This is a genomic window from Streptomyces sp. NPDC042364 (assembly GCF_056437585.1).
The window spans coordinates 50,245-72,756 of the sequence record NZ_JBWKAJ010000021.1 but is presented as its reverse complement, the minus strand read 5'-3'; the positions used below and the strand labels follow the sequence as shown (position 1 = coordinate 72,756).

Genomic DNA, 22,512 nt, shown 5'->3' with positions numbered 1-22,512 from the left:
CCGCGATGACGACCCCCGGCTTCCTCCCCACGCACGTCGTCCCGCCGGGCGGGCTGCCCGCCTGGGAGGCCCCCGACCCCGCCCGCCCCACGATGCCCCTCGACGCGCTGCTCCCGGTCCAGCTCCTCGACCGGCTCGGCGACTGGGGGCAGGTCCTGTGCGCCAACGGCTGGTCCGCCTGGGTCGACGGCCGCCTCCTCGTCGCCGTGCCCCAGGCCCCGCCCGCGGCCGGCACCGGGCCCGCCCGCACGGCCGACCCCCGCCCCCTCCTCGCCCGGGTGGAGGAGGCCCTCGCCCGCTACCGCACCGAGGCGGAGGCCCTCGCGGCCGGACGGCTCGACGGGGGGTCCTTCCGTGACCGTACGAAGGGGATGCGGATCGGCGTGGTCGTCGACGGCGAGTCGCTGTGGCTGTTCGACTCCGCGCACGAAAGGTGGGTGTACTGCGACGGCACACGGCTGAGCACGTTCGCCGTCGCCGGGGAGCCCCAGGAGGACCCCGTCCCGTCGGCCGCCGCCCCGGGGCCGGCAGCAGCACCGGCCGCGCGGCCGGCGCCCGCCCGCGCCGCGTGGTCGGCACCCGACTCTGCCGCCGCTCCGGCCGCGGAACCGGCGAGGCGCCCGGAGCCGACCCGTGTCGTGGGGGAGCGCGGACCGGCACCCCAGGCACCGGCGTGGCCGGAACCGACGGTGGCCGGGGCCATGGAACCCCGGCCGGCGGAACCCGCTCCCGGCGGCCCCGCGCCGGCGGAGCACGGGTCGCCGGACCCCGAACCGGCAGAAGACGCGTCGCCGGACCCCGAAGCGGGAGAAGACAGGCGGACGGACGTCGTGTCCGGAGCGCAGGAGGGGAAGGGGCCCCGCCCCGGCCGGCAGGGCCCGAGCGACCACGAGCCCACCCGGCTCGTACGGCCGGTGACCCCCGATGAGTGAGACGCGACCGTACGCGGGACGGCCGTCCGACCTCGTCGGGCAGCAGATCGCCGGATACCGCATCGAAAGCGAGATCGGCCGCGGCGGTATGGCCGTCGTCTACCGGGCCAAGGACCTGCGGCTGGAACGGACCGTCGCGCTGAAGCTCCTCGCACCCGAGCTGGCGCGCAACGACACCTTCCGCCGCCGCTTCACCCATGAGTCACGCGTGGCCGCCGCGATCGACCATCCACACATCGTGCCCGTCTTCGAGGCGGGCGAGACCGAGGGCGTGCTCTACATCGCCATGCGGTACGTCGCCGGCCGGGATCTGCGGCATCTCCTGGACCGGGAGGGCCCGTTGCCGCTGACGACCGCCACCCGGATCACCGGCCAGGTGGCCTCGGCGCTGGACGCCGCGCACGACCACGGCCTGGTGCACCGGGACGTCAAGCCCGGCAACATCCTGGTCGCGCAGGGCACGGACAGCGAACATCCCGAGCACGTCTACCTCACCGACTTCGGCCTCACGAAGAAGTCGCTGTCGCTGACGGGGTTCACGACCGTCGGGCAGTTCGTGGGCACGCTCGACTACGTGGCACCGGAGCAGATCTCCGGAAAGCCGGTCGACGGCCGCTGCGACGTCTACAGCCTCGCCTGCGTCGTCCACGAGACCCTCGCCGGGCGCCCGCCCTTCCAGCGCGACGACGACATGGCGCTGCTCTGGGCCCACCAGTACGACCAGCCGCCGCCCCTGACCGAGCGGCGCCCCGATCTGCCCGCCTCCGTCGACGAGGTGCTCGCCAGGGCCCTGGCCAAGAGCCCCGACGACCGCTACGACTCGTGCCTGTCCTTCGTGGCCGCGCTCAGGTTCGCCGGTACCCGGCACGGCACGCCGACCGGGCACCCGCCGACCCGCACCGCGGGGACGCCCGCGAGCGGCGCGCCCGAACCGCCGCCGGAGCCCCCCGCCTGGGCGAGGCCGGTCTTCATCCGGCCCTGAGGTCGAGCCGCTCGACCCGGGCCACGTTCTCGCGGTCCTCGGTGTCCTGGCTGGCCTGGGCCGAGAACCAGGCGTCCAGGATCTCCTTCAGCAGCGGGGCGGAGGTCAGCCGCAGACCGATCGCCAGCACATTGGCGTCGTTCCAGCGCCGGGCGCCGTCCGCCGTGTACGCGTCCGTGCACAGCGCGGCCCGCACGCCCGGCACCTTGTTCGCGGCGATCGACGCGCCGGTGCCGGTCCAGCAGCACACGACGGCCTGGTCCGCCGCCCCCGAGGCGACCTCGCGGGCCGCCGCCTCCGAGCACGCCGCCCACTGGGGGTCGTCTCCCGGGCGCAGCGCCCCGTGGGTCAGTACTTCGTGGCCGCGACCGCGCAACTCCTCGACGAGGAGGCGGGCCACGGGTTCGTCCATGTCCGAGGAGACGGAGATCCGCATGCCCCGGAGACTACCCGCGTGCCCGGCACGCCGCGCCCCTCCGCTCAAGGCACCGCCACGGGCGCGGCCACGGCTTCCCGGCAGCCGCTCGACGCTGGTGTCGAAACGCTGGAGGCAGCCGGCGGACCCGGCGATGTCCTCGTCGAACTCTCCCAAGGCCGAGCCTCCGCCGCCCGGATCGGGGAGGTCCTGCACACGCACCCGGCCGTCTCCCCGGTGCCGGCCGCCGACCGGGCTTCGGCCGGCATGGGCAGGGGCACCTTTCGGCGCAAGGCGTGGCCTCCGAGGGGCCCCGTCCCTGCGTCCAGCGGATTTCGGTGGGACACCGCGGCCGAGGTCAGCCGGCGCGGTGCTCGCCGAAGCAAACCGGTCATTCGCTGGCGGGTTGCCGCTGTCGTCGGGCGGAGGCGGACGATCGGCCTCCGCGACGCGCTAGCATCACGGCGTGATCACGGCCTGGTTGCCCCGACGTATGCGTCGGGTCCGCGTCTCCGCGGGCCCGCTGCCGCGTCTGCTCGGCCTCGCCGTGGTGCTGTTCGCCGTCGTGCTCATGCATGGCGCGACCCCCGAAACCGCCGGTGGACACCTGGTGACCGGCGCCGTCGCACCGGTCCCCACGGCGTCGGAGCACCAGCTCGCCGACTCCCCCGCCCACACGGTCGTCGCGGCGGCCGCCCCGCTCGGCGGACCCCGTGACGGTCACGGCGACCACCCTGCGAGCCACCCGGCCGAGCACTGCGCCTCCGCGCAGCCCAACCAGGGACCTGCCCTCACCCAGCCCCGATGCGCGGCGTCGATCGGCGAAGCGGCGGCTCCCGGCAGCGCGCCGACCGTACGGCACGTCGGGGCAGCGCGGCTCGCCGACCAGTCGTCGGCCACCCTGAGATCACTGGCGGTCCGGCAGATCTAGGCCTCGGGTCCCCTCCCGCCCGACCTGCCCCCTCACGAATCACCACCACCGCCCGTCGCTCGGTCCGGCGTGTCTTGACCAGAGGCCACGCCTCACCGCCGCCGACGGGCGCCCGGAGGACCCCCAGTGCCCCCACGCACCCCCATGCCCTCGTACGTCGGCGAGGCACGGGCCGACTCGCCATGGCCGAGGCTGCTCGCCGCCCTCGTACGCGGCTGCCTGCTGATCACGGTCGTGCTGTGCGCCTTCGCGCACGGACCGGTCGACCAGACCCGTCGGACACCGGCGCCGACTCCTGCCTCCACCGTCCTGACGGCGGTGGAGGCCTCCTCCGGGCACGAGACACCGCACGGCCCCCACGACCACCACACGGCCGAGGAGTGCGTGCCGGCCGGCTTCCTGCGCGCCGCCGCCCAGTCGTCCGACCAGCCCTCCGCGACCGGCACGGCACCCCTGCTCACCGGCGCCGCGATCGCCGCGCGCCCGCCATGGCAGGGGCGCAGTCGCCCGCACAGCCGACGGCACGCCCGTAGCGGCCGAGCGGCCCTCGTCCGCACCTCCCGGTGGCGCATCTAGACCCCTCGCCCGCGGCCGGCCCCGCACCGGCTGCCGCGCCAGGACCAGCGAACAGCGGACCGGACGACCGAATCCGTCCGCCGGCCCGTGACCCCGGCGCGAGACGACCACCCATCCGTTCATCGTCCAGCGAGAGCGAACGACATGCAGTCGACCACCAAGACGACCACCGGCACGACCGCCACATCCCTCACCGGCGGCCCCACGCACGGCACCACACCAGGCGGCCCCGCCAACCCCCGCACCCCATCCGGCGGTTCGGCGCTCCCCGCACTCGTCGGCAACACGCCACTCCTGCGCGTCTCCGAACCGCTGACCCCGGCCGGGCACGGCTTCTGGGCGAAGCTGGAAGGCTTCAACCCCGGCGGCATCAAGGACCGGCCAGGCCTCTACATGGTCGAACGGGCCCGCGCACGTGGCGACCTGCGCCCCGGCGCACGCATCATCGAGTCCACCAGCGGCACTCTCGGCCTCGGCCTGGCGCTCGCCGGAATGGTCCACGGCCACCCCGTCACCCTGGTCACCGACCCGGGCCTCGAACCGTCCATGACCCGCCTACTCGGCGTCTACGGCGCCGAGGTCGACATCGTCACCGACCCCCACCCCACGGGCGGCTGGCAGCAGGCCCGTCGCGACCGGGTCACCGAACTGCTCCACCGCCACCCCGGCTCCTGGTGCCCGGACCAGTACAACAACCCCGACAACACCGCCGCGTACACCCCCCTCGCCCTCGAACTCGCCACCGCGCTCGGCCACATCGACGTCCTCGTGTGCAGCGTCGGCACCGGCGGGCACTCCGCGGGCATCGGCCGGGTGCTGCGCCAGTTGTACCCCGACATCCGGATCGTCGGCGTCGACACCATCGGCTCGACCATCTTCGGCCAGCCCGCCCGCACCCGGCTGATGCGCGGACTCGGCTCCAGCATCTACCCGCGCAACGTCGCCTACGCCACCTTCGACGAAGTCCACTGGGTCGCCCCGAACGAGGCCGTGCACACCTGCCGCCGCCTCGCGGCCTCGCACTACGCGACCGGCGGCTGGAGTGTCGGCGCCGTCGCACTGGTCGCCGGCTGGCTGGCCCGCACCGGGGCCGCCGACACCCGGATCGCGGCGGTCTTCCCCGACGGACCGCAGCGCTACCTCGACACCGTGTACGACGACGAGTACTGCGCCCGGCACGGCCTCCTCGACGGGCCGCCGCCGCTGGAACCCGACGTCATCGGCCGCGCGGACGAGAAGGAGGTCGACCGCTGGACCCGCTGCACCGACGTCGTCGACCCCCTCACCCTTGCCTCCGCGACGTGGGAGGAGGCCGCCGAGTGAAGGGCACCCTCGCCCAGGTGCGCACCTACGACCGCGCCGTCCGGCTGTTGATGGTCAATCAGTTCACCATCAACCTCGGCTTCTACATGCTGATGCCCTACCTGGCCGCCCATCTCTCCGGCACGCTCGGCCTGGCCGGCTGGATCGTCGGACTCGTGCTGGGCGTACGGAACTTCAGCCAGCAGGGCATGTTCGTGGTCGGCGGCACCCTCGCCGACCGGCTCGGCTACAAACCCCTGATAGTCGCCGGATGCGTCCTGCGCACCGTCGGCTTCGCCGCGCTCGGCTTCGTCGACTCGCTGCCCGCCCTGCTCGCCGCCTCGGCGGCCACGGGCCTCGCCGGCGCGCTCTTCAACCCCGCCGTCCGCGCCTACCTCGCGGCCGAGGCCGGGGAGCGCAGGGTCGAGGCGTTCGCCCTGTTCAACGTCTTCTACCAGGCCGGAATACTCCTCGGCCCGCTGGTGGGCATGGTCCTCACCGGCGTCGACTTCCGCGTCACCTGCCTGACGGCCGCCGGGATCTTCGCCGTGCTCTCCCTCGTGCAGATCCGGGCCCTGCCCGCCCGCGGCCGGGAGGACGGCGGAGAGCGGGGCGGTGACCACCGGGAGAGTGTGCTCGCCCAATGGCGCGGCATCCTGGCCAACCGTGCCTTCCTGCTGTTCTCCCTGGCCATGGTCGGTTCGTACGTCCTCACCTTCCAGGTCTACCTGGCCCTGCCCCTGGAGGTACGGCGCCTCGGCGGGGACGGCGAGTTCGGCACGGCCGCGGTGGCGGTGCTCTTCGCGGTCTCCGGGCTCAGCACGATCCTCGGCCAGACCCGGGTCACCGCCTGGTGCAAGGCCCGATACGAGCCCGGTCAGGCACTGATCCGCGGACTGGCGGTCATGGGCGTCGCCTTCGTCCCCCTGTTGCTGACCGCCGCGCTGCCGGTACCGGGGCCCGGCGCCGGACGGTGGCTGTCGGCGGCCGTCCCGCCCGCGCTGGCCGCACTGCTCCTGGCCGTCGGCACGATGATCGCGTACCCCTTCGAGATGGACACCATCGTCCGTCTCTCCGGGGACCGGCTCGTCGCCACGCACTACGGGCTCTACAACACCGTCTGCGGGATCGGCATCACGGTCGGCAACCTCCTCACCGGTGCCGCCCTGGACGCCGCCCGCGACGCGGGTCTGCCCGCACTGCCGTGGGTCTCGCTGTGCGCGCTCGGCCTCGCCTGCGCGGCCGCCGTGCACGGCCTGCACCGCTCGGGCCGCCTGGCCGCACCGGCACCGACCCGGCCGGTGACGGTCTGACCGAGCCCCATGTCCGGCCCGGGGGCGGGCGCCGTACGGCGCCCGCCCCTTCCGTACCCGTCCCGATCACGCCGCCTCACCCCGGGCCGTCGACCTCGCCCCGCCGCCGGACCCCCTTCGCCAGCAGCCCGCCCGCCAAGCCGGTCACCAGCCCCCACAGCGCGGCGAATCCCAGCGCGGACCACAGCCGGGGCCGCAGATACACCTCCCCGCCCAGATCGCCGCCCAGGTCGCCGATGCCGATCACCGACAGGCCGTAATGGGCGGAGATCCTGGCGACGAGACAGATCATCAGAACGGTGAGGACGAGGGCGACCGCCATGTGCACCGCGTGCTGCCACAGCCGCACCCGGGCCGGGGAGCGGGCCGCCATCACGAACGCGGCTACCAGCAGCAGCACGGCGTTGACCACCACCAGCCACCACACCCTGTCGTCGTGGGCGGCGAGAGAACCGAGATTCAGCTCGGAGACGTCGGGACCGCGCAGCACCTGGTCGAGCAGCTGCGGCATCGGCAGCCCGAAGGGCCCCTCGACCTGACCGTCCCAGGTGGCGCCCAGCCCGATCGTGAACGTCAGCCAGACGACGTTGGGCAGGCCCAGCAGGATGACCGCGGCCGTCTCGGCGGCGTGCCCCCGGGTGGCGGCGACCACCACCCCGATGACCAGTCCGAGAGCCACGTACCCCAGCAGCAGCACCACCATGGCGTACGCGGCAGGACGCACCGACTCCTGGAAGCGCACCAGCCGCGGTGGGAGCGGTGCCGCACGCGAGACCAGCAACGCGAGGACGAGGACCCCGGCGAGCCAGAGCAACCCGAAGAAGACGGTGGACGCGACGTCCGTCTCGAAGCCCACGTCGGCCGAGGTGCCGAGGAAGTCCCCGACGTCACCCAGGGGAATCGCGAACGTCTGCCGCGCGCCGAGCGAGACACCGATCAGCGCCGCGAGCCACAGGACGGCGATCCGTACGGCCCAGCCCGCCAGTTCGGCCGCACCCGCGACCGCGCGGTGCCGCAGCGGCCGCAGGAAACCGGCGGCGATCACCAGGGCCCCGGCGAGGGTCACCGACAGCGGGATCACGGTCAGTCCGGCCTGGGTCTCGGCGATGGCCCCGGCACCGCCCGAGAGCTCGATGGTGCCGCCGACCGCCGTCACGACCGTGGCCGCGACCACCCGCGGGAACGCGTTGTCCGGCAGATCCGTCGCACCCGCCGCCCAGAGACCCAGCGCGGCCGTCACGACCATCACGACCAGCCCGGCGAGGACCGTGCCGAGGGCCTGGAGCCAGCCGTGCCGGGCGACCGCCCGCTCGGGCGCCGTCCGCTGAGAACGCAGGGTCTGAGGACTCACCCTTGCCACGCTAAGCACGGCGAGGGCACTCCGCGCGCCGGGCGGACGGACGGTGACGGCTCGGCTTGCGGGCGGAGCGGGACCACGGCACACAATGGGCCTGTTGTGGAACAAAGCGGCAGCACATGCGCGAAGAGCCGCGGAATCCCTACGGCGGGAGAAGACCCGTGAGCGCCGAACAACCGTCCTCCGGCCGCCCGACCGGGCCCCCTTCCGGCCCGCTGTCCGGGCCGTCGCAGCCCGGTCCGCCCCCCACCGGTCCGACGCGGCCGAGCGGCCAGGTGCCGCCCGGACCGCCCGGCGACGCCTCGGGCCCCGGAGGGACCGGGGGCGGCGGTGGCCCGGGCGGTGGCTCGGGCGGTGGCCCGGGCGGTGGCCCGGGCGGTGGCCCGGGCGGTGGCTCGGGCGGCTCGGTGCCGGGGCCCGGCAGGCCCGGGCACCCCTGGTGGCGGTCGGCTCCCCGTATCGCCCTCATCGCCACCGCGGCCGTCGTCGCCGTGGTCCTGGCCGTCGTCCTCACCCGCACCGGCGGCTCGGGCGGCGACGGCGACGGAGAGGTCTTCCTCCAGGCCGCGGGCAAGTCGGGCCCCGACCCGTTCACCAAGTCGACGGCGAAGGACAGCTCCGTTCCGCAGACCCCCTCGGCCTCGCCGACCCCGTCCGAGCCCGCCAACGTCACGCGAGCCGTGGACGGTTCGGCCCCCGGCCTCTACGGCGGCACCCGCAACACCGCCAGCTGCGACGTCGAGAAGCAGATCGACTACCTCCAGGCGGTCCCCGCCAAGAACCAGGCGTTCGCGTCCGTCGTCGGCATCCAGGCGTCCGACGTGCCCGGCTATCTGCGCTCGCTCACCCCGGTGCAACTGCGTATGGACACCCGTGTCACCAACCACGGCTACCGGGACGGCGCCGCCACCTCCTACCAGGCCGTCCTCCAGGCCGGCACCGCCGTGCTCGTCGACGACCGGGGCGTCCCCCGGGTGCGCTGCGCCTGCGGCAACCCGCTCCAACCGCCCGTCGCGCTGAAGACCACACCCGAGCCCAAGGGCGACTCCTGGCCGTCGTACAGCCCGCAGAACGTCGTGGTCATCGAGCGCTCGACCGTGATCATCAATGTGTTCATCCTGTACGACCCCGACCAGGACGACTGGTTCAGCCGTGAGTCCGGCGACACGGGTCGCAAGGACAAGAAGTCCAACCCGCCGGTCGACCAGCCCTCCCCGTCGGTGTCGACCTCGTTCTCCGAGACGCCGCCCACCGAGTCGCCGGAGCCGTGCCCGCCCACGAAGGGTGCCACGCCGGACGAGAAGACCAGTCCGTGCCCGTCGTCGTCCTCGGCGAGCCCGTCCTCGGCGAGCCCGTCGCAACCGGAGAACTCGACCTCCGTCCCCCCGCAGCCCCAGCCGCAGACCCCCGAGACGGAGGACACCCCACCGGGCGCCGGCACCACGAGCGAGTCCGCCCCCCTCCTCAGCTCGCCCCCGTCGAACGGCACCTGACCGGCCCGGGCCTCCCGTGACGCCTGCGGGAGGCCCGTCCGGAGGGCGCGGCCCCTCGTGCTCACTCGTCGATCGCGGCCCCGAACAGCGCGTCCACGTACGGCGCCCCCAGGGTGGCGGCGCTGTACGTCCACGACCCGGAGGCCGTCACGCCGCCCGCACCCGCGGAGAACACCCAGATGTGCCCGTCGCCGGTGTTCTCACCGGGGGCGGCGGCCAGCAGTCCGAAGCGGCCGTCGCGGTTCGGGTCGGTCAGCCGGACCTGGGCGCCCCACTTGTCGCCCTTCTCGGCGGCGCCCGGCACGTCCGCCGAGTTCTGGTCCCACGACTTCGCCCCCGACGAGGTCAGTCCGGACGCCGCGCCGCGCAGCACCCAGACGGCACCCGCGTCCCGGACGGTGCCGATGTCCTCGCCCGCGGCGCCGATCGCCACGTCCGCGTAGCCGTCCCCGTCGGTGTCCGCCACCGAGAGATCCGAGCCCCAGCCGTCACCGGGCTCGGCCACCCCGGGTACACCGGGGGAGTCCTGCACCCACCAGTCCGGCTCCTGAGCCGGTCCGTCCGGGCCGCCGAGCCGCACCCCGACCAGGCCGCCGGTCATCGTCTCGCCGTACGCGTCGTCCGGCGAGTTCGGCTCGCCGGTGACCAGGTCGTCGTAGCCGTCCTTGTCGAGGTCGCCGGAGGCCGCGACCGGCCCGCCGCGCATGTCCCGCTCGTACTTCAGCCCGTCGGCGTTCCCCGACAGGTAGGCGGACCAGCCGTGCCCCGGCTCGTCACCGACGCTCAGGCCCGACACGACGAGGTCGGCGAAGCCGTTCTTGTCGTAGTCGCCCGTGGTCAGGGACTTGGGCTGGATACGGCGGGGCTCGGCCTGCGCACCGAGCCGCTGGGTGGACTGCCGGCTCAGCGAACCGGACTCCGAGTCGTCGTACGCGAAGAGCTCTAGGTCGTACCCGTCCAGGACAGCGAGGATGTCGCCGTCGGTCTCGGCCGTGAAGCGGGCGGCGGCCAGCCCCAGACCGAACCGCTCACCCGCGGTGGGCTCCTCGGTCTCCAGCCGGCTGCTCGCGGCGCCGCTGAGCCCCGCCTTCGACCCCCACAGGACGGCCACGCCGCCCGCGTCCTTCAGGGTGCCGAGGTCCTCGCCGGGAATACCGACGACGGCGTCGTCGAAGCCGTCACCGTCGAGGTCGCCGGTCGCGACGGCCCCGCCGAAGCCGTCGCCCGCCTCGGCGGCGCCCGCGACCCCCGCCGTCGACTGGCTGAACCGGGCCGCACCGCTGGTGCCGATGCCCTTGGCCGAGCCGTACTGCACGGTCACCAGACCCGCCCCGCTCCTGCCACTGACGGTGGCACCCGGCGCGCCGACCAGCACGTCCTCGTATCCGTCCCCGTTGAAGTCGCTGTTGCGGTCACCGGCCCGCGTACTTCCCGGCACCCCGGCGTACGCCGAGGGCGCGGTGACGATCGCGGCGCCCGAGACGAGAAGGAATGTCGCTGCCGCGAGTGCGGCCGATCGGTTCTTGCGCATGTACGGCTCCCAGGTGAGGAATCGGCCGGGCAGCGCGGGGGTGTCCGGAAAGGGCCCGTTCCTTGTCCGGCGCCCTGTTTGACACCTCATGGGGTACGAGGGTTGTACCGCGACGACGGACTCGCGCGTCGTCCGGCGATGAAGGACTCCCGGGGGATCGGGCCGGTGTCACCGGGCTCGTTCCCGGGCCGGGCCCCGATTTCCCTCAGGGCGGAACTCCTCGCCCTTCCGGTCCCGTTCAGGACTTCTAGGCTGAACGGGTGAGCCAACAAGCGTCGAACGAAGCCCGCGTCATCCCGCTGCGCCCGGCGACGGCCTCCACGGCCCGCCCGACCGGGCAGCGGCGGACACCCACGGCACCCGGCCCCGCCCCGGCGTCGGACCCCGCGCCCGGCGCCGCGCCCGCGCGCGAACCCCTCTGGCGCGACCTCGTCGGCGAGGTGCTCCGGCGCGAGCGGCTCGCCCAGGAACGCACCCTGAAGGACGTGGCCGACGCGGCGCGGATCTCCATGCCGTACCTCTCCGAGGTGGAGCGGGGCCGCAAGGAGGCATCGTCCGAGGTCCTCGCGGCCGCCGCGCAGGCCCTGGGCCTCGGCCTCGGCGACCTGTTGTCCCTGGCCGGGGACGAACTGACGCGCCGTACGGTCACGGCCCCGACGCGTCGCACACCCACGGCCCCGCCCCGGCGTACGACGGCCACCGGCTCCCCGTACAACGGCCTGTGCCTGGCGGCCTGACGGGTGTCCCCGCGCCCCCACGGGGACGCGGGGAACCACGCGGGCGGACCCTCACACGACCCGGCGACGCAACACCTCGTCCGCCAGCCCGTACGCCACCGCCTCCGCCGCGGTGAACACCTTGTCCCGGTCCATGTCGGCCCGCAGGTCCGCCACGTCATGGTGGGTGTGCCGGGCCAGCACCTCCTCGACCTGGGCCCGGATCCGCGCCATCTCCTTGGCCTGGAGGGTGAGGTCCGACACCGTCCCGCGGCTGCCCCCGCTGGCCGGCTGCCCCAGCAGCACCCGGGCGTGCTCCAGCACATACCGCCGCCCGGGGTCCCCGCCCGCGAGCAGCACCGCCGCCGTGGACGCGGCCTGCCCCACGCAGACCGTCGAGATCGGCGCCCGCACGTACGACATCGTGTCGTAGATCGCCATCAGCGAAGTGAACGATCCACCCGGCGAGTTGATGTAGACAGCGATCTCGCTCTCCGGCGCCGACGACTCCAGATGCAGCAGCTGCGCGATGACCACGTTCGCCACGCCGTCGTCGATCTCCGTGCCGAGGAAGATGATCCGCTCGGACAGCAGGCGGCTGTACACGTCGTACGAGCGCTCGCCCTGCGGTGTCCGCTCCACCACGTTCGGAATCGTGTACGTCCCCATCACTGCAGTCCCATCCGTCGCCGCGACGTCGCCGGGCGGACGTCGTCGAGCGACTCGACGACCCGGTCGACCATCCCGTACTCCTTGGCCTGTTCGGCCGTGAACCAGCGGTCCCGGTCGCCGTCCCCGGCGATCGTCTCCGGGGTCTGGCCGGTGTGCTCCGCGGTGATCCGCTCGATGGCCCGCTTGGTGAACTGCAGGTTCTCCGCCTGGATCTCGATGTCGGCGGCGGTGCCGCCGATCCCCGCCGACGGCTGGTGCATCATGATCCGCGCGTTGGGCAGTGCGAAGCGCTTGCCGGGGGTGCCCACGGTCAGCAGGAACTGGCCCATGCTCGCGGCGAAGCCCATGACCAGGGTCGACACGTCGTTCGGGATCAGCCGCATCGTGTCGTAGACGGCCAGCCCCGCCGTCACCGAGCCGCCGGGGCTGTTGATGTACAGGCTGATGTCGGTGCGCGGGTCCTCCGCCGACAGCAGCAGCAACTGCGCGCAGACCCGGTTCGCGGAGACCTCGTCGACCTGGGTGCCGAGGAACACGATCCGCTGCCCGAGCAGTTGCGTGGCGAGATGGTCGTCGAAGCGGGAGGGCGCGGTGTCGCCCTCCGCCGCGCGCGGGGCGAGCGACGGGGCCCAGCCGTTGACCGGTGGAGTCATGCGGTCCTCCAGATGAGTGACGCGGCCACCCTGGCCGCCTGCCTCAACTCTCCCCGGGGACCGTCTCTCACCTGGCCTTTCTCTGCCTCCGGCAGATTCGCCGACAGCAGAGCGTCAGGCCGGTCGCCGATGTCCGCCGCAACTCGTGCCCGCGCCACCGATGAGTTTCCGGAAGAGGATCGGTCGACAGGGGTGACAGCAAACACCGCCCGAGGAGGCGCACATGTCCAGCGACGGTTTCACCACCTGCCTGTGGTTCGACGACCAGGCCGAGGAGGCGGCCGCCCACTACGTCTCGATCTTCAAGGACTCCCGGCTGGGCCGGGTCACCCACTACCCCGAGGGTGCCCCCCGCCCGGCCGGCTCGGTCCTCACCGTGGAGTTCGTGGCCAACGGCCAGCGGTTCGTCGCGCTCAACGGCGGCCCGGAGTTCAAGTTCACCGAGGCCATCTCCTTCCAGATCTTCTGCGCGGACCAGGACGAGGTCGACCACTACTGGAGCAAGCTCACCGAGGGCGGCGGGGAGCCGGGCCCCTGCGGCTGGCTCAAGGACAGGTTCGGGGTGTCCTGGCAGGTCATCCCCACCCGGCTGATGGAGATGATCGGCGACCCCGATCCGCAGCGGGCGGCTCGTGCGAACGCGGCGATGATGACGATGGGCAAGCTCGACGTCGCCGCCTTGGAGAAGGCCTACGCGGGCGAGTGACGACCAGGCGCACCCGGTAGCCGGCACCCCGCTCCGGTGCCCGCACCAGGTGCCCTCACCCTGGTGGGCGGCCCCCCGGCCGGGCCTCCCACCGGGGAACACCACACCCTCGCGACGCGGAAGCAGCGTGACTCACCCAACCACCCTCCTGACATGACCCCGGGCCGGACGGCGAGCGAGTCCCTAGGAACGCGCCTCGGCGATGGCCCGGGTGATCTCCCGGGCCATCCTCGTGACGCCGGGGGAGCGGACCGGGCACGGCCTCGGCTTCGACGTCGTGGGCGCCAGACAGAAGTGCAGCAGGTCCTTGTCGTGGTGGACGGCCGTGCGGTCCTGGTCCGGCCGGGTGCAGTAGCCGGCGTGCGCGCGCTCGTACGCGGTGCACGGCAGGTACTGCGCCCAGGTGTAGCGTCCCGAGGCCGGGCTCACCGCCTTGCCGGCGTCGGCGACGATGTCACCGGACGCTTCGGCCTGTTTCTCGTACAGCGCGTTCACCCGGCGGATCCGGTCCGGTGTGACCGGGTCCGGCCCCTGGAGCACCCACACGATCGTCGGCCTGCGTGTTCCGCCCGCGCCCGCGATCTGCTCGGTGAGGCGCTCGGCCGCGGCCGCGTACCGGGAGAAGTACCCGGTGCGGTCCTCGCCGTACGTGACACCGTCCATGCACGGTGTGTAGTCCCACGCGTTGCCCCAGAACTGCAGCACCACGTAGTCCGGACGCAGCCGCCGCACCAGCGCCGCCGCCTTGTCGGCGGCCGGTACGAGTGACCGGTCGGTGGTGCCCTCCAGGTAGTCGCACAGCGTCGTGCCGGAGTAGGGGACGCTCGTGTACCCGGCGTCCAGTTCGTCCTTCAGCAGCGCGCCGAGGACCTTCTGGTTCTCCGTGGCGATCGAGTCCCCGAGGTAGAGCACCTCGGGTGCCGGCTTCGGGGTGGGGGCACCGGGGGAAGCGGTGGCCGCCCGCTGCCGTGTGGTCGGCGAGGCGTCCGGGGCCGAGGGCGACAAGGGCGCCTCGTCCGGCGAGGACCGGGGATCCCCGCACCCGCCGAGCATCAGTGCGCACAGCACCGCCACCGCCACTCCCACGATCCACGGCTTGCGCATACGCAACCCCCGCCCCGGCCACAGAAACGGCTCCCCAGGCAAGCACAGCCCGGCCCGAGGGGGAAGCCCCTCATCGGACACGAGGGGCGCCCGGCCCGGCCGGACGCCCCTCGCTCTCGCTCAGTTCACGCGCAGGGTCACCTCACGGCGTCATACCGCCCGAGCACGCGGCACCCGGCTCCGGCGTCTGCTCGCCCTGCACGTACTTGTCGAGGAACTTCTGCACCCTCGGGTCGGACGCCTTGTCCACCTTCAGTTGGTGCTCCCAGGCGCTCAGCACGATCGGCGACGACTGGTCCTCGTACGGGCTCATGAAGGTGTACGACGTCTTCTTCACGAGGTCGGACAGCGACTCCACGTCCGCCTTCGCCGCCTTGTCGTTGTACGTCACCCACACGGCGCCGTGCTCCAGCCCGTGCACCGCGTTCTCGTTCGGCACGGCCTTGGTGTACACCTGCTTGTCGCAGTTGACCCACACCTGGTTGTGGTCGCCGCCCACCGGCGGGCTCATCTTGTAGTCCACGGTCCCGTCGACGTGGTTCTGGGTGAGCTTCGACCAGCTCTTCACGCCCTCGACCGGCGCGGCCTTCGCCGCTTCCCTGTCCTGGGCGGCGTCGATCAGATACCAGCCGCCGCCGACGAGGCCGGCGAGGATCACGGTGGTGACGCCGAGCGTGATCAGACGCATCCGCCGCTCACGGGCCTGCTCGGTCCTGCGTATCTCCTCGACACGGGCGCGCCGCGCCGCCTCCCTGCTCTTCGCGTTCTCCTTGTTGCCCTTGGGGGTCCTGCCGGCCTTCGCCTTGGATGTAGCCACGGGATGTCCTTCTCCCCGCCGTGCCCTCCACGGGCAGGCGGTGCTGCGAGTCGTCTTCGGTGTCTCCGGTGCGGCGCGGCGGCCTAGACCCGGAGCAACTGCAGTTCGTGGAGATCGGGCGGGCGGGTCCGCCCGGGGGCCCTGGCAGGGTCGCGCTGGGACAGGGCGGGCACGGCGGCGGGCTGCCAGGGCACGGTGGCGTGGTCCGCGCCGGGCAGCGGCGGATGGCCGAGAACGGCCCGCGGGTCGGAGGAGTGGCAGTCGTGCCCGGGGCCCTGCTCGCAGGGATCGTGGTCCGCGTGGTCGGCCCGCGCCGCGACGACCGACGCCTCGGCCGGCATCGGGGCGGCGAACACCGGACCGACGAATGCCGGCCCCGTCCGCCGCGACCCCTCACCCGGGGGCGAGCCCACGCAGGACAGCACGAACGCGGCCAGCGCCAGCGAGACGACAGCCACGGCGTACGCCCACCGGCCGCGGGCGCACGGCATCGCCGTACGTCGGAGCGGTCGGCCGGGCATGGGGCGCACCTGATGAGTCGAGTGAACAGGAGTGCGAGCGTCGCTGAAATTATCAGAAGACCCACGGCCGTGGTCCCGCCTCGGCGCTCCCGGTCTCCGGCGAAGCGATCCGACGCGGTCTGCGCCGTTCGGCGCGCGATCGTGGCGGCCCCTGGCTAGCGTGAGATCCGCGGAAACCACCCGTCGAACCGAGGAGAGTGGCAGTCATGGCCGCACGTCCCGAGGGAGTTCCCTGCTGGGCCGACGCGATGTTCGGCGACATCGAGGGGGCCAAGAGTTTCTACGGCGACGTACTGGGCTGGACGTTCGGCGAGGCGTCCTCCGAGTACGGCAACTACACGCAGGCGTACGCGGACGGCAAGGCGGTGGCCGCGGTCGTCCCGCCGATGCCCGGACAGGAGGGCCAGTCCGCCTGGTGCCTGTACCTCGCCTCCTCCGATGTGAACGCCACGGCCGCGAGGATCCGTGACAACGGCGGAGAACTGCTGATGGATCCGATGCAGGTCGGCGACTTCGGCTCCATGCTCCTCGCCCGCTCCCCGGAAGGCGTCGTCTTCGGCGTCTGGCAGGCGGGCGTCCACGAGGGCTTCGAGGCGATGGGCGTGCCCGGCGCGTACGCCTGGGCCGAGATCTTCACCCGTGACGTCGAGAAGTCCGACGCGTTCTTCCCGGCGGTCTTCGGCTACCGGGCCCGGCAGATGGAGGACCCCGACGAACCCGGCATGGACTTCCGCGTCTTCGACCTGGGGGAGGAGCCGCTGATCGGCCGGATGAAGATGACCGACGACTTCCCGCCCGAGGTCCCGTCGTACATCAACGTCTACTTCACCGTCGCCGACTGCGACGACGCGGTCGCCAAGGCCACGAAGCTGGGCGGCACCCTGCGCTTCGGCCCGATGGACACCCCCTTCGGCCGCTTCGCGGCGCTCAGCGACCCGCAGGGCGCCTCGTTCTCGGTCATCGACGTCACCAACACCCAGGGCGAGATGCCGAAGCTGACCGCCGTGGACTGAGCGGCCCGCACGAGGCGGCGGGGGGAGCGGGGCCCGTGGACGGGCCCACACCCCCGCACATGGCATGATCGACGCCATGCCGGAACGTGTTGTGGCCGCCTGTGACGGAGCGTCCAAGGGAAACCCCGGACCAGCGGGCTGGGCCTGGGTGGTCGCCGAGGACGACGAGATCCCCTCCCGCTGGGAGGCCGGCCCGCTGGGCAGGGCCACCAACAACATCGCCGAACTGACCGCGCTGGAGCGGCTGCTGGCCGCCACCGACCCGGACGTACCGATCGAGATCCGGATGGACTCGCAGTACGCGATGAAGGCGGTCACCACGTGGCTGCCCGGCTGGAAGCGCAACGGCTGGCGGACGGCCGCCGGCAAGCCGGTCGCCAACCGGGAACTGGTCGTCCGTATCGACGAGCTGCTCGCCGGCCGCACGGTCGACTTCCGTTACGTCCCCGCCCACCAGGTCGACGGCGACCGCCTCAACGACTTCGCCGACCGTGCGGCGAGCCAGGCGGCCACCGTCCAGGAGGCGGCCGGCAGCGAGCTGGGCTCCCCGGAGCCCCCGGCCGCACCCGACACCGTCCCGGTCCGCCGGGCCCCCGCGAAGAAGAGGCCCGGCAAGTCCGGCGGCCGGGCCGGGTCGTCCTCGGCCCGCACGATCAAGGCGAAGTTCCCCGGCCGCTGCGTGTGCGGCCGCTCGTACGCGGCGGGCGAGCCCATCGCCAAGAACGACCAGGGCTGGGGCCACCCCGAGTGCCGTACGGCGGAGCCGACCGAAGCCGGTTAGCCGGCCGTGTCGAAGGTGTAGTGCGGGGTGTGGTCGATCAGCGCGGCCGGGGTCGTGTCGTTCCACGGCTTCATGGTCTCGTCGAGATCCACCACGTTCGGTGTGCCGGCCGCCGGCAGGTACGTCGAGCCGGGGTGACGGCGCTGCCACTCGTCCCACAGCTTGTCGATGTAGGCGTGGTGCAGCCAGAAGACCGGGTCGTTGGGGGAGACCCCGGTGCCCATCTGGCCGCCCACCCAGACGTGCACCCGGTTGTGGAGGTTGACGCCCCGCCAGCCCTCCAGATGGTTGCGGAACCCGTCCGAGGCGCTGTTCCAGGGCGCCATGTCGTACGTCGGCATCGCCAGGACGGACTCCACCTCGGCCCGCGTCGGCAGCTGCCGCACCGCGCTCCCGAGGGAGCGGCGCAGATAGGTGCGTCCGTCGATGCGCACGTTGATCGGCCAGTTGCCGGTGGACGCGGCGAACGGCCCGTCCATGACCTGTCCGTCGCGGCTGCGGCCGGTGCCGCCGAGGAAGTCCGGTGCCCAGAGCGAGGAACGGGGCGTCCGGTCGGTCGTCCAGTCCCAGTAGGGCAGGGCGACGGTGGGGTCCACGGACTGCAGGGCCCGTTCGAACTCCAGCAGGAATCTGCGGTGCCAGGGCAGGAAGGACGGCGAACGGTGGCCCGTCCGTTCGCCGTTGTCGGTGTCGCCGAGGATGAACGCGTTGTGCGTCGTGACGAAGGCGTCGTAGCGGCCGGAGCGCTTCAGCTCGATGAAGGCGGCGACGAGGCGTCGCTTCTCGTCGGCGGTCAGGGCGGCCTGGTTCTTGCGTACGGTCATGGGTGCGCGGCTCCTCGTGGTGCTGGTCGTGCTCGTGGTGCGGGTGCGGTCAGTTGAAGGGGACGAGACGGGCGCCCTGGAGTTCGTCGACCGCGGCGCGCGCGGCGGCGCGCGGGGTCGGCACGGGGGAGTAGTGGCTGACGACACTGATCCAGCTGCCGTCGGCGTTCCGCATCAGGTGCAGCTCGACCCCGTCGACGAACACGGCGTATCCGGCGCCGTGGTGGTGACCGCCGCCCGTGGCCGCCCTGCCCTGTATCCGGCGCCCGCGGTAGACCTCGTCGAAGGCGGCGGGGCCGCCGTGGTGGTCGTGGTCGTCGGCGACCGCTGCCGGGGCGGCGGCGCCGGCCGTCGCGGCCACCGCCACCGCGGCTCCGGCTCCGAGGACATGACGACGGGTGATCTCAGACATGCGAAGACCTTCCGGGAAGGGGGATTCGTTGACGCCTCATGCCTATCGACCGAGTGGATCACCGAAGAAATCCCGGGAAGCCGGTTGGCTGCGAACCGGACAATTAAGTAAATGTCGTACAAGCTTGAACGAAGATGATCTTGCTGCGACGCACCTCCGAGTGGGTGTGGAGGGAAATATTCCGCCCGATGGGGCGGCATCCGCCGATGATCTTGCGGCGGCGGTGCGATTCCAGTGGCTGGAGTCACGCGTGCAAAGTGACGCGAACCCGGACCGTTCACGCGCGGCTACTCTTCGTGCTCAATTGATCGCTTTGTGCAGCAAAACGGGAGTGAGTGCGAAGATCGCTTGCATCGGCGGCGGACCCGCGGGCCTGTACGAGAGCCTCCAGCGCTATGTCCGTCTCCCGCCGGAGCGGATGTTCGCCCTCCTCGGCCGACGGCACTCCCCGGTGCTGCCGGTGTGTACCGCCGCAGCTCTACCGCCGTCTGGCGGTCCCGCGCGCTCGCCCTCCCGGAGCAGGCCGGGCGGCGGGGTGCGCCCGACGGGCATCACCTGGGGCGTGTGCCGAAAGTGGGCCTCGGCCGGGTGATGATCTTGTTTCGTGGCGCGGGCGCGGCCCCGACGGCCCGGGGGTGATTACCGGTGACGGCTGGTTGGTCAGGGCTGCGAGACGTCGAGCGTGTACTGGTCCGACGACAACTCGAACACCCGTACTCGCCGCCCGTAGGTCGGATTGACGGTCTCACGGACCGGACGCATCCCCAGTTTGGTCATGATCCGTTCGGAGGCGGCGTTGCCCACCTGGGTGATGCTGACGATCCGCTCCAGCCCTCGCTCCTCGAACCCGAACCGTACGGCGGCCGCAGCCGCCTCGGTGGCCAGGCCCCGCCCCCAGTGGGAACGTCCCAGCCGCCAGTCGACCTCGACCGCCGGCAGTACCTCCGGCATGAAGTGGGGCACCGAAAGGCCGGTGAACCCGGCCAGTTCGCCAGTGGAACGGATCTCCACGGCGAACAGGCCGAAGCCCTGCGACTCCCACTCGCTCTCCCATGCCCGGACGCCGTCGCGAGTCTGCTGCTCTTCGCGGACGCTGCCGTCACGGATCCACCGCATGACCTCTGGGTCGGCATTGACGGCAGCCATGGGCGCAACGTCTTCCTCGCGCCGGCGACGCAGGATCAAACGGGAAGTCTCAAGCCTGACCATCCGGTCATTCTGGATCACGGGTCATTCTGGATCATGGGCGAGGCTCTCCACCACTCTCACCGGGCACGTTCGGTACACGCCCTTACCTGACGCCCTGCGGCCGGAACTGGACGCTGATGCGTGGACCCACGGCCCGTGTCGACTTGGGGACCGCGTGGTCCCAGGTGCGCTGGCAGGAGCCGCCCATCACGACCAGGTCGCCGTGCCCCAGCGGGAACCGCAGTGTCTCCCCGCCGCCGTGCGGCCGCAGGGCCAGATCGCGGGGGTCCCCCACGGACAGGATGGCCACCATCGTGTCCTCCCGGGCGCCCCGGCCGATGCGGTCGCCGTGCCAGGCCACGCTGTCGCGGCCGTCGCGGTAGTAGCACAGCCCGGCCGTGGCGAACGGTTCGCCCAGCTCCTCGGTGTAGTGCGCGGAGAGCGCGTCCCGGGCCTCCTCCAGAGCGGGATGCGGCAGCCGGTCGTGGACGCCGTAGAAGGCGAGCAGCCGGGGCACGTCGACCATCTGCTCGTACATCTGCCGCCGCTCGGCCCGCCAGGGCACCTCCCCGGCGAGCCGGGTGAACAGCGCGTCGGCGCCGGTGAGCCAGCCGGGCAGCAGATCGATCCAGGCCCCGGCGCCCAGCTCGCGCCGGCGGAGCCCGTCGAGGGGGCCGAGGCGGAGATCGTCGGACTGGTCGAAGAGGGAGCCCTGGAGGTGCATGGCCATACCGGCCAGCCTACCCCGCTAATAGAAAATTTGTTCGATCATGGGTCTGTGGTGCACATCGCTCCGGGGGTGGGCTCCCTCCTCGCCTCTGGGTCAGTGCTGCTGGGCCTGGGGCGTCACCTCGCTCGGCCGTACGACCACGAACCCCTCGCCCTCCAGCTTCAGCTGCACGGCCTCCCCGGAGCCGCCGCGGATCATCGAGCCGAACGACTGCGACCGGTTCAGCGATGTGTGCAGGTTGGCCGTCCAGCCCACGACCGCGTCCGTGTCGACGAACACCGGGAGCTGCGGCGAGACCGGGATGACCAGCGGGTTGCCGTCGCAGACGAGCCCGAGCCTGCCCTGGCCCGTGAACACGCTGTTGAACAGCCCGCCACCGGTCATACCGGCGCCCTTCACGGTCTTGATCTCGTACGACAGCGTGGAGTCGAAGCACAGCACGTTGCGGCCGTTGACGGTGAACACGTCACCCGGCTCGATGTCGACGATGAAGCAGTTCTGCGCCTCGTGGGCGAACCAGGCCTCGCCCTGACCCCGCACCGCCATCAGCGCCAGGCCCTCCCCGGTGACCGCGCGCTTGAGCATGCCGCCCACGCCCTGGCCTTTGCGTTCGAACTGGAGGTTCCCCCGGAAGGCGATCATCGCGCCCTGCCGTGCGAGCATCTCGCCGTTGACGGCGTACTTGATGGACTTGGCGTTCTGCACCGTCATTCCCGGGGCGTACGCCGGCTGGACCATGTGCTCGTTCGAGAAAAGATCGCTCTTCATACGGGCATGCTGGCCCGGAGTGTCCGATTCCGCCAAGCGACGCGCGGTGCAGGGCAATTGAGGTGCCTGGCACGGCCTCGACCGGAATGGTAAAAGCGGACATGACCAACAAGAACGTCGGTGTCGACATCCCCGACCGCCGGGGCCGCACCGGACTCGACCGCACGGGCCTCGACCTCACCGGCAACCCACGGGTCAGGGTGCGGGACGTGAAACTGCTGTCCTGCCACTGGTACGTGGAGCGCACCACCACCTTCGACTACCAGCACACCGACGGCACCTGGATCACCCAGGAGCGCGAGACACACGACCGGGGCAACGGCGCCACCGTCCTGCTCTACGACACCGAGCGTGAAACCGTCCTGCTGACCAGGCAGTTCCGCTATCCCGTGTACGTCAACGGCCACCCCGACGGCATGCTCGTCGAGACGCCGGGCGGTCTGCTCGACGAGGAGGACGAGCACCCCGAGGTCGCCGTGCGTCGCGAGGCCGTCGAGGAGACGGGCCACACCATCGGCGAGATCCAGCACGTCTTCGACGTCTACATGAGCCCCGGCTCCGTCACCGAGCGGGTCAGCTTCTTCGCCGCCCCGTACGGCCCCTCGACCCGCACTCACGAGGGCGGCGGCCTCGACGAGGAGGGCGAGGACATCGAACTCGTCGAACTGCCCTTCCGGCGCGCCCTGGAGATGATCCGCAGCGGGGAGATCGCCGACGCCAAGACCATCATGCTGCTCCAATGGGCGGCGCTGGAGGGGCCCTTCAAGGCATGATC

Annotated in this window: 25 protein-coding genes; 12 read left to right on the top strand and 13 right to left on the bottom strand. The window is 72.4% G+C overall.

The window, feature by feature from the left end; all coding sequences use genetic code 11:
* The first annotated feature begins 5 nt into the window (after positions 1–5).
* Complete coding sequence (locus AC067N_RS31525) at positions 6–932, top strand: hypothetical protein (protein ID WP_478682313.1); 927 nt, start codon at positions 6–8, stop codon at positions 930–932.
* Positions 925–1,914: a serine/threonine-protein kinase gene (locus AC067N_RS31520; protein WP_478682312.1), complete on the top strand. Its 990-nt coding sequence runs from the start codon at positions 925–927 to the stop codon at positions 1,912–1,914. The genes AC067N_RS31525 and AC067N_RS31520 overlap by 8 nt, the downstream gene beginning before the upstream one ends.
* Here AC067N_RS31520 and AC067N_RS31515 read toward each other — a convergent pair.
* Positions 1,901–2,350 (bottom strand): RpiB/LacA/LacB family sugar-phosphate isomerase, encoded by a 450-nt coding sequence (locus AC067N_RS31515; RefSeq protein ID WP_478682358.1) that lies wholly within the window; start codon positions 2,348–2,350, stop codon positions 1,901–1,903. The two genes, AC067N_RS31520 and AC067N_RS31515, sit on opposite strands and share 14 nt — an antisense overlap.
* 445 nt (positions 2,351–2,795) lie before the next feature.
* On the opposite strand from AC067N_RS31515, the gene AC067N_RS31510 reads away from it, so the two are divergent.
* The 4 genes from AC067N_RS31510 (at position 2,796) to AC067N_RS31495 (ending at position 6,451) form a co-directional block, all read left to right on the top strand.
* Positions 2,796–3,260, top strand: a complete 465-nt coding sequence (locus tag AC067N_RS31510) for a hypothetical protein (RefSeq protein ID WP_478682311.1) — start codon at positions 2,796–2,798, stop codon at positions 3,258–3,260.
* Between the two features lie 126 nt (positions 3,261–3,386).
* Positions 3,387–3,836: a hypothetical protein gene (locus AC067N_RS31505; RefSeq protein WP_478682310.1), complete on the top strand. Its 450-nt coding sequence runs from the start codon at positions 3,387–3,389 to the stop codon at positions 3,834–3,836.
* A gap of 144 nt (positions 3,837–3,980) precedes the next feature.
* The gene (locus AC067N_RS31500; RefSeq protein ID WP_478682309.1) at positions 3,981–5,159 is read left to right on the top strand and encodes a PLP-dependent cysteine synthase family protein; all 1,179 of its coding nucleotides are present in this window, start codon (positions 3,981–3,983) and stop codon (positions 5,157–5,159) included.
* The gene (locus AC067N_RS31495; protein ID WP_478682308.1) at positions 5,156–6,451 is read left to right on the top strand and encodes an MFS transporter; all 1,296 of its coding nucleotides are present in this window, start codon (positions 5,156–5,158) and stop codon (positions 6,449–6,451) included. The genes AC067N_RS31500 and AC067N_RS31495 overlap by 4 nt, the downstream gene beginning before the upstream one ends.
* 76 nt (positions 6,452–6,527) lie before the next feature.
* On the opposite strand, the gene AC067N_RS31490 is transcribed toward AC067N_RS31495, so the two are convergent.
* A complete protein-coding gene (locus AC067N_RS31490; protein ID WP_478682307.1) occupies positions 6,528–7,802 on the bottom strand; it encodes a streptophobe family protein in 1,275 nt (424 codons plus the stop codon).
* A 167-nt stretch (positions 7,803–7,969) separates the two neighbouring features.
* On the opposite strand from AC067N_RS31490, the gene AC067N_RS31485 reads away from it, so the two are divergent.
* Positions 7,970–9,301, top strand: coding sequence for a DUF6777 domain-containing protein (locus tag AC067N_RS31485; protein ID WP_478682306.1), 1,332 nt, complete (start codon positions 7,970–7,972; stop codon positions 9,299–9,301).
* A gap of 61 nt (positions 9,302–9,362) precedes the next feature.
* Here the strand turns inward: AC067N_RS31485 and AC067N_RS31480 are convergent, their stop codons facing one another.
* Positions 9,363–10,832, bottom strand: a complete 1,470-nt coding sequence (locus tag AC067N_RS31480; protein ID WP_478682305.1) for an esterase — start codon at positions 10,830–10,832, stop codon at positions 9,363–9,365.
* Positions 10,833–11,092: 260 nt separating this feature from the next.
* Between AC067N_RS31480 and AC067N_RS31475 the strand changes: the two genes are divergently transcribed.
* The gene (locus tag AC067N_RS31475; RefSeq protein WP_478682304.1) at positions 11,093–11,569 is read left to right on the top strand and encodes a helix-turn-helix domain-containing protein; all 477 of its coding nucleotides are present in this window, start codon (positions 11,093–11,095) and stop codon (positions 11,567–11,569) included.
* Positions 11,570–11,620: 51 nt separating this feature from the next.
* Here the strand turns inward: AC067N_RS31475 and AC067N_RS31470 are convergent, their stop codons facing one another.
* Together AC067N_RS31470 and AC067N_RS31465 are read right to left on the bottom strand one after the other, a co-directional pair.
* A complete protein-coding gene (locus AC067N_RS31470; protein WP_478682303.1) occupies positions 11,621–12,217 on the bottom strand; it encodes a ClpP family protease in 597 nt (198 codons plus the stop codon).
* A complete protein-coding gene (locus AC067N_RS31465) occupies positions 12,217–12,873 on the bottom strand; it encodes an ATP-dependent Clp protease proteolytic subunit (protein WP_478682302.1) in 657 nt (218 codons plus the stop codon). Before AC067N_RS31465 ends, AC067N_RS31470 begins: the two co-directional genes overlap by 1 nt.
* A 223-nt stretch (positions 12,874–13,096) precedes the next feature.
* Between AC067N_RS31465 and AC067N_RS31460 the strand changes: the two genes are divergently transcribed.
* The gene (locus AC067N_RS31460; protein WP_478682301.1) at positions 13,097–13,579 is read left to right on the top strand and encodes a VOC family protein; all 483 of its coding nucleotides are present in this window, start codon (positions 13,097–13,099) and stop codon (positions 13,577–13,579) included.
* A gap of 183 nt (positions 13,580–13,762) precedes the next feature.
* Here AC067N_RS31460 and AC067N_RS31455 read toward each other — a convergent pair whose 3' ends face one another.
* From AC067N_RS31455 to AC067N_RS31445, 3 genes are all read right to left on the bottom strand, one after another.
* On the bottom strand, positions 13,763–14,683 hold the full coding sequence (locus tag AC067N_RS31455) for an SGNH/GDSL hydrolase family protein (protein WP_478682300.1): 921 nt from the start codon (positions 14,681–14,683) through the stop codon (positions 13,763–13,765).
* Between the two features lie 142 nt (positions 14,684–14,825).
* Positions 14,826–15,500, bottom strand: a complete 675-nt coding sequence (locus AC067N_RS31450) for a DUF3105 domain-containing protein (RefSeq protein ID WP_478682299.1) — start codon at positions 15,498–15,500, stop codon at positions 14,826–14,828.
* 83 nt (positions 15,501–15,583) lie between these two features.
* On the bottom strand, positions 15,584–16,021 hold the full coding sequence (locus tag AC067N_RS31445; protein ID WP_478682298.1) for a hypothetical protein: 438 nt from the start codon (positions 16,019–16,021) through the stop codon (positions 15,584–15,586).
* 206 nt (positions 16,022–16,227) lie between these two features.
* Here AC067N_RS31445 and AC067N_RS31440 point away from each other — a divergent pair, with 206 nt between their 5' ends.
* A complete protein-coding gene (locus AC067N_RS31440) occupies positions 16,228–17,034 on the top strand; it encodes a VOC family protein (protein ID WP_478682297.1) in 807 nt (268 codons plus the stop codon).
* A gap of 64 nt (positions 17,035–17,098) precedes the next feature.
* On the top strand, positions 17,099–17,815 hold the full coding sequence (locus AC067N_RS31435) for a ribonuclease H family protein (protein WP_478682296.1): 717 nt from the start codon (positions 17,099–17,101) through the stop codon (positions 17,813–17,815).
* Here the strand turns inward: AC067N_RS31435 and melC2 are convergent.
* From melC2 to AC067N_RS31410, 5 genes are all read right to left on the bottom strand, one after another.
* Positions 17,812–18,639, bottom strand: a complete 828-nt coding sequence (gene melC2 / locus AC067N_RS31430; RefSeq protein WP_478682295.1) for a tyrosinase MelC2 — start codon at positions 18,637–18,639, stop codon at positions 17,812–17,814. The genes AC067N_RS31435 and melC2 overlap by 4 nt on opposite strands.
* A 49-nt stretch (positions 18,640–18,688) precedes the next feature.
* Positions 18,689–19,051 carry an apotyrosinase chaperone MelC1 gene (gene melC1 / locus AC067N_RS31425; RefSeq protein ID WP_478682294.1) on the bottom strand — a complete coding sequence of 121 codons (363 nt, stop codon included), beginning with the start codon at positions 19,049–19,051 and terminating at the stop codon, positions 18,689–18,691.
* A gap of 660 nt (positions 19,052–19,711) precedes the next feature.
* Positions 19,712–20,260 (bottom strand): GNAT family N-acetyltransferase, encoded by a 549-nt coding sequence (locus AC067N_RS31420; RefSeq protein WP_478682293.1) that lies wholly within the window; start codon positions 20,258–20,260, stop codon positions 19,712–19,714.
* A gap of 82 nt (positions 20,261–20,342) precedes the next feature.
* A complete protein-coding gene (locus AC067N_RS31415; RefSeq protein ID WP_478682292.1) occupies positions 20,343–20,969 on the bottom strand; it encodes an alpha-ketoglutarate-dependent dioxygenase AlkB in 627 nt (208 codons plus the stop codon).
* A gap of 93 nt (positions 20,970–21,062) precedes the next feature.
* The gene (locus AC067N_RS31410) at positions 21,063–21,737 is read right to left on the bottom strand and encodes an AIM24 family protein (RefSeq protein WP_478682291.1); all 675 of its coding nucleotides are present in this window, start codon (positions 21,735–21,737) and stop codon (positions 21,063–21,065) included.
* Positions 21,738–21,838: 101 nt separating this feature from the next.
* Between AC067N_RS31410 and AC067N_RS31405 the strand changes: the two genes are divergently transcribed.
* Positions 21,839–22,510 carry an NUDIX domain-containing protein gene (locus tag AC067N_RS31405; RefSeq protein WP_478682290.1) on the top strand — a complete coding sequence of 224 codons (672 nt, stop codon included), beginning with the start codon at positions 21,839–21,841 and terminating at the stop codon, positions 22,508–22,510.
* Positions 22,511–22,512 lie beyond the last annotated feature (2 nt).

Coding starts and splice junctions, on each gene's coding strand:
- AC067N_RS31525 (WP_478682313.1), top strand. CDS start 6: ATGACGACCCCCGGCTTCCTCCCCACGCACGTCGTCCCGCCGGGCGGG.
- AC067N_RS31520 (WP_478682312.1), top strand. CDS start 925: ATGAGTGAGACGCGACCGTACGCGGGACGGCCGTCCGACCTCGTCGGG.
- AC067N_RS31515 (WP_478682358.1), bottom strand. CDS start 2,350: ATGCGGATCTCCGTCTCCTCGGACATGGACGAACCCGTGGCCCGCCTC.
- AC067N_RS31500 (WP_478682309.1), top strand. CDS start 3,981: ATGCAGTCGACCACCAAGACGACCACCGGCACGACCGCCACATCCCTC.
- AC067N_RS31480 (WP_478682305.1), bottom strand. CDS start 10,832: ATGCGCAAGAACCGATCGGCCGCACTCGCGGCAGCGACATTCCTTCTC.
- AC067N_RS31470 (WP_478682303.1), bottom strand. CDS start 12,217: ATGGGGACGTACACGATTCCGAACGTGGTGGAGCGGACACCGCAGGGC.
- AC067N_RS31465 (WP_478682302.1), bottom strand. CDS start 12,873: ATGACTCCACCGGTCAACGGCTGGGCCCCGTCGCTCGCCCCGCGCGCG.
- AC067N_RS31460 (WP_478682301.1), top strand. CDS start 13,097: ATGTCCAGCGACGGTTTCACCACCTGCCTGTGGTTCGACGACCAGGCC.
- AC067N_RS31455 (WP_478682300.1), bottom strand. CDS start 14,683: ATGCGCAAGCCGTGGATCGTGGGAGTGGCGGTGGCGGTGCTGTGCGCA.
- AC067N_RS31445 (WP_478682298.1), bottom strand. CDS start 16,021: ATGCCCGGCCGACCGCTCCGACGTACGGCGATGCCGTGCGCCCGCGGC.
- AC067N_RS31440 (WP_478682297.1), top strand. CDS start 16,228: ATGGCCGCACGTCCCGAGGGAGTTCCCTGCTGGGCCGACGCGATGTTC.
- AC067N_RS31435 (WP_478682296.1), top strand. CDS start 17,099: ATGATCGACGCCATGCCGGAACGTGTTGTGGCCGCCTGTGACGGAGCG.
- melC2 (WP_478682295.1), bottom strand. CDS start 18,639: ATGACCGTACGCAAGAACCAGGCCGCCCTGACCGCCGACGAGAAGCGA.
- melC1 (WP_478682294.1), bottom strand. CDS start 19,051: ATGTCTGAGATCACCCGTCGTCATGTCCTCGGAGCCGGAGCCGCGGTG.
- AC067N_RS31420 (WP_478682293.1), bottom strand. CDS start 20,260: ATGGTCAGGCTTGAGACTTCCCGTTTGATCCTGCGTCGCCGGCGCGAG.
- AC067N_RS31415 (WP_478682292.1), bottom strand. CDS start 20,969: ATGGCCATGCACCTCCAGGGCTCCCTCTTCGACCAGTCCGACGATCTC.
- AC067N_RS31410 (WP_478682291.1), bottom strand. CDS start 21,737: ATGAAGAGCGATCTTTTCTCGAACGAGCACATGGTCCAGCCGGCGTAC.
- AC067N_RS31405 (WP_478682290.1), top strand. CDS start 21,839: ATGACCAACAAGAACGTCGGTGTCGACATCCCCGACCGCCGGGGCCGC.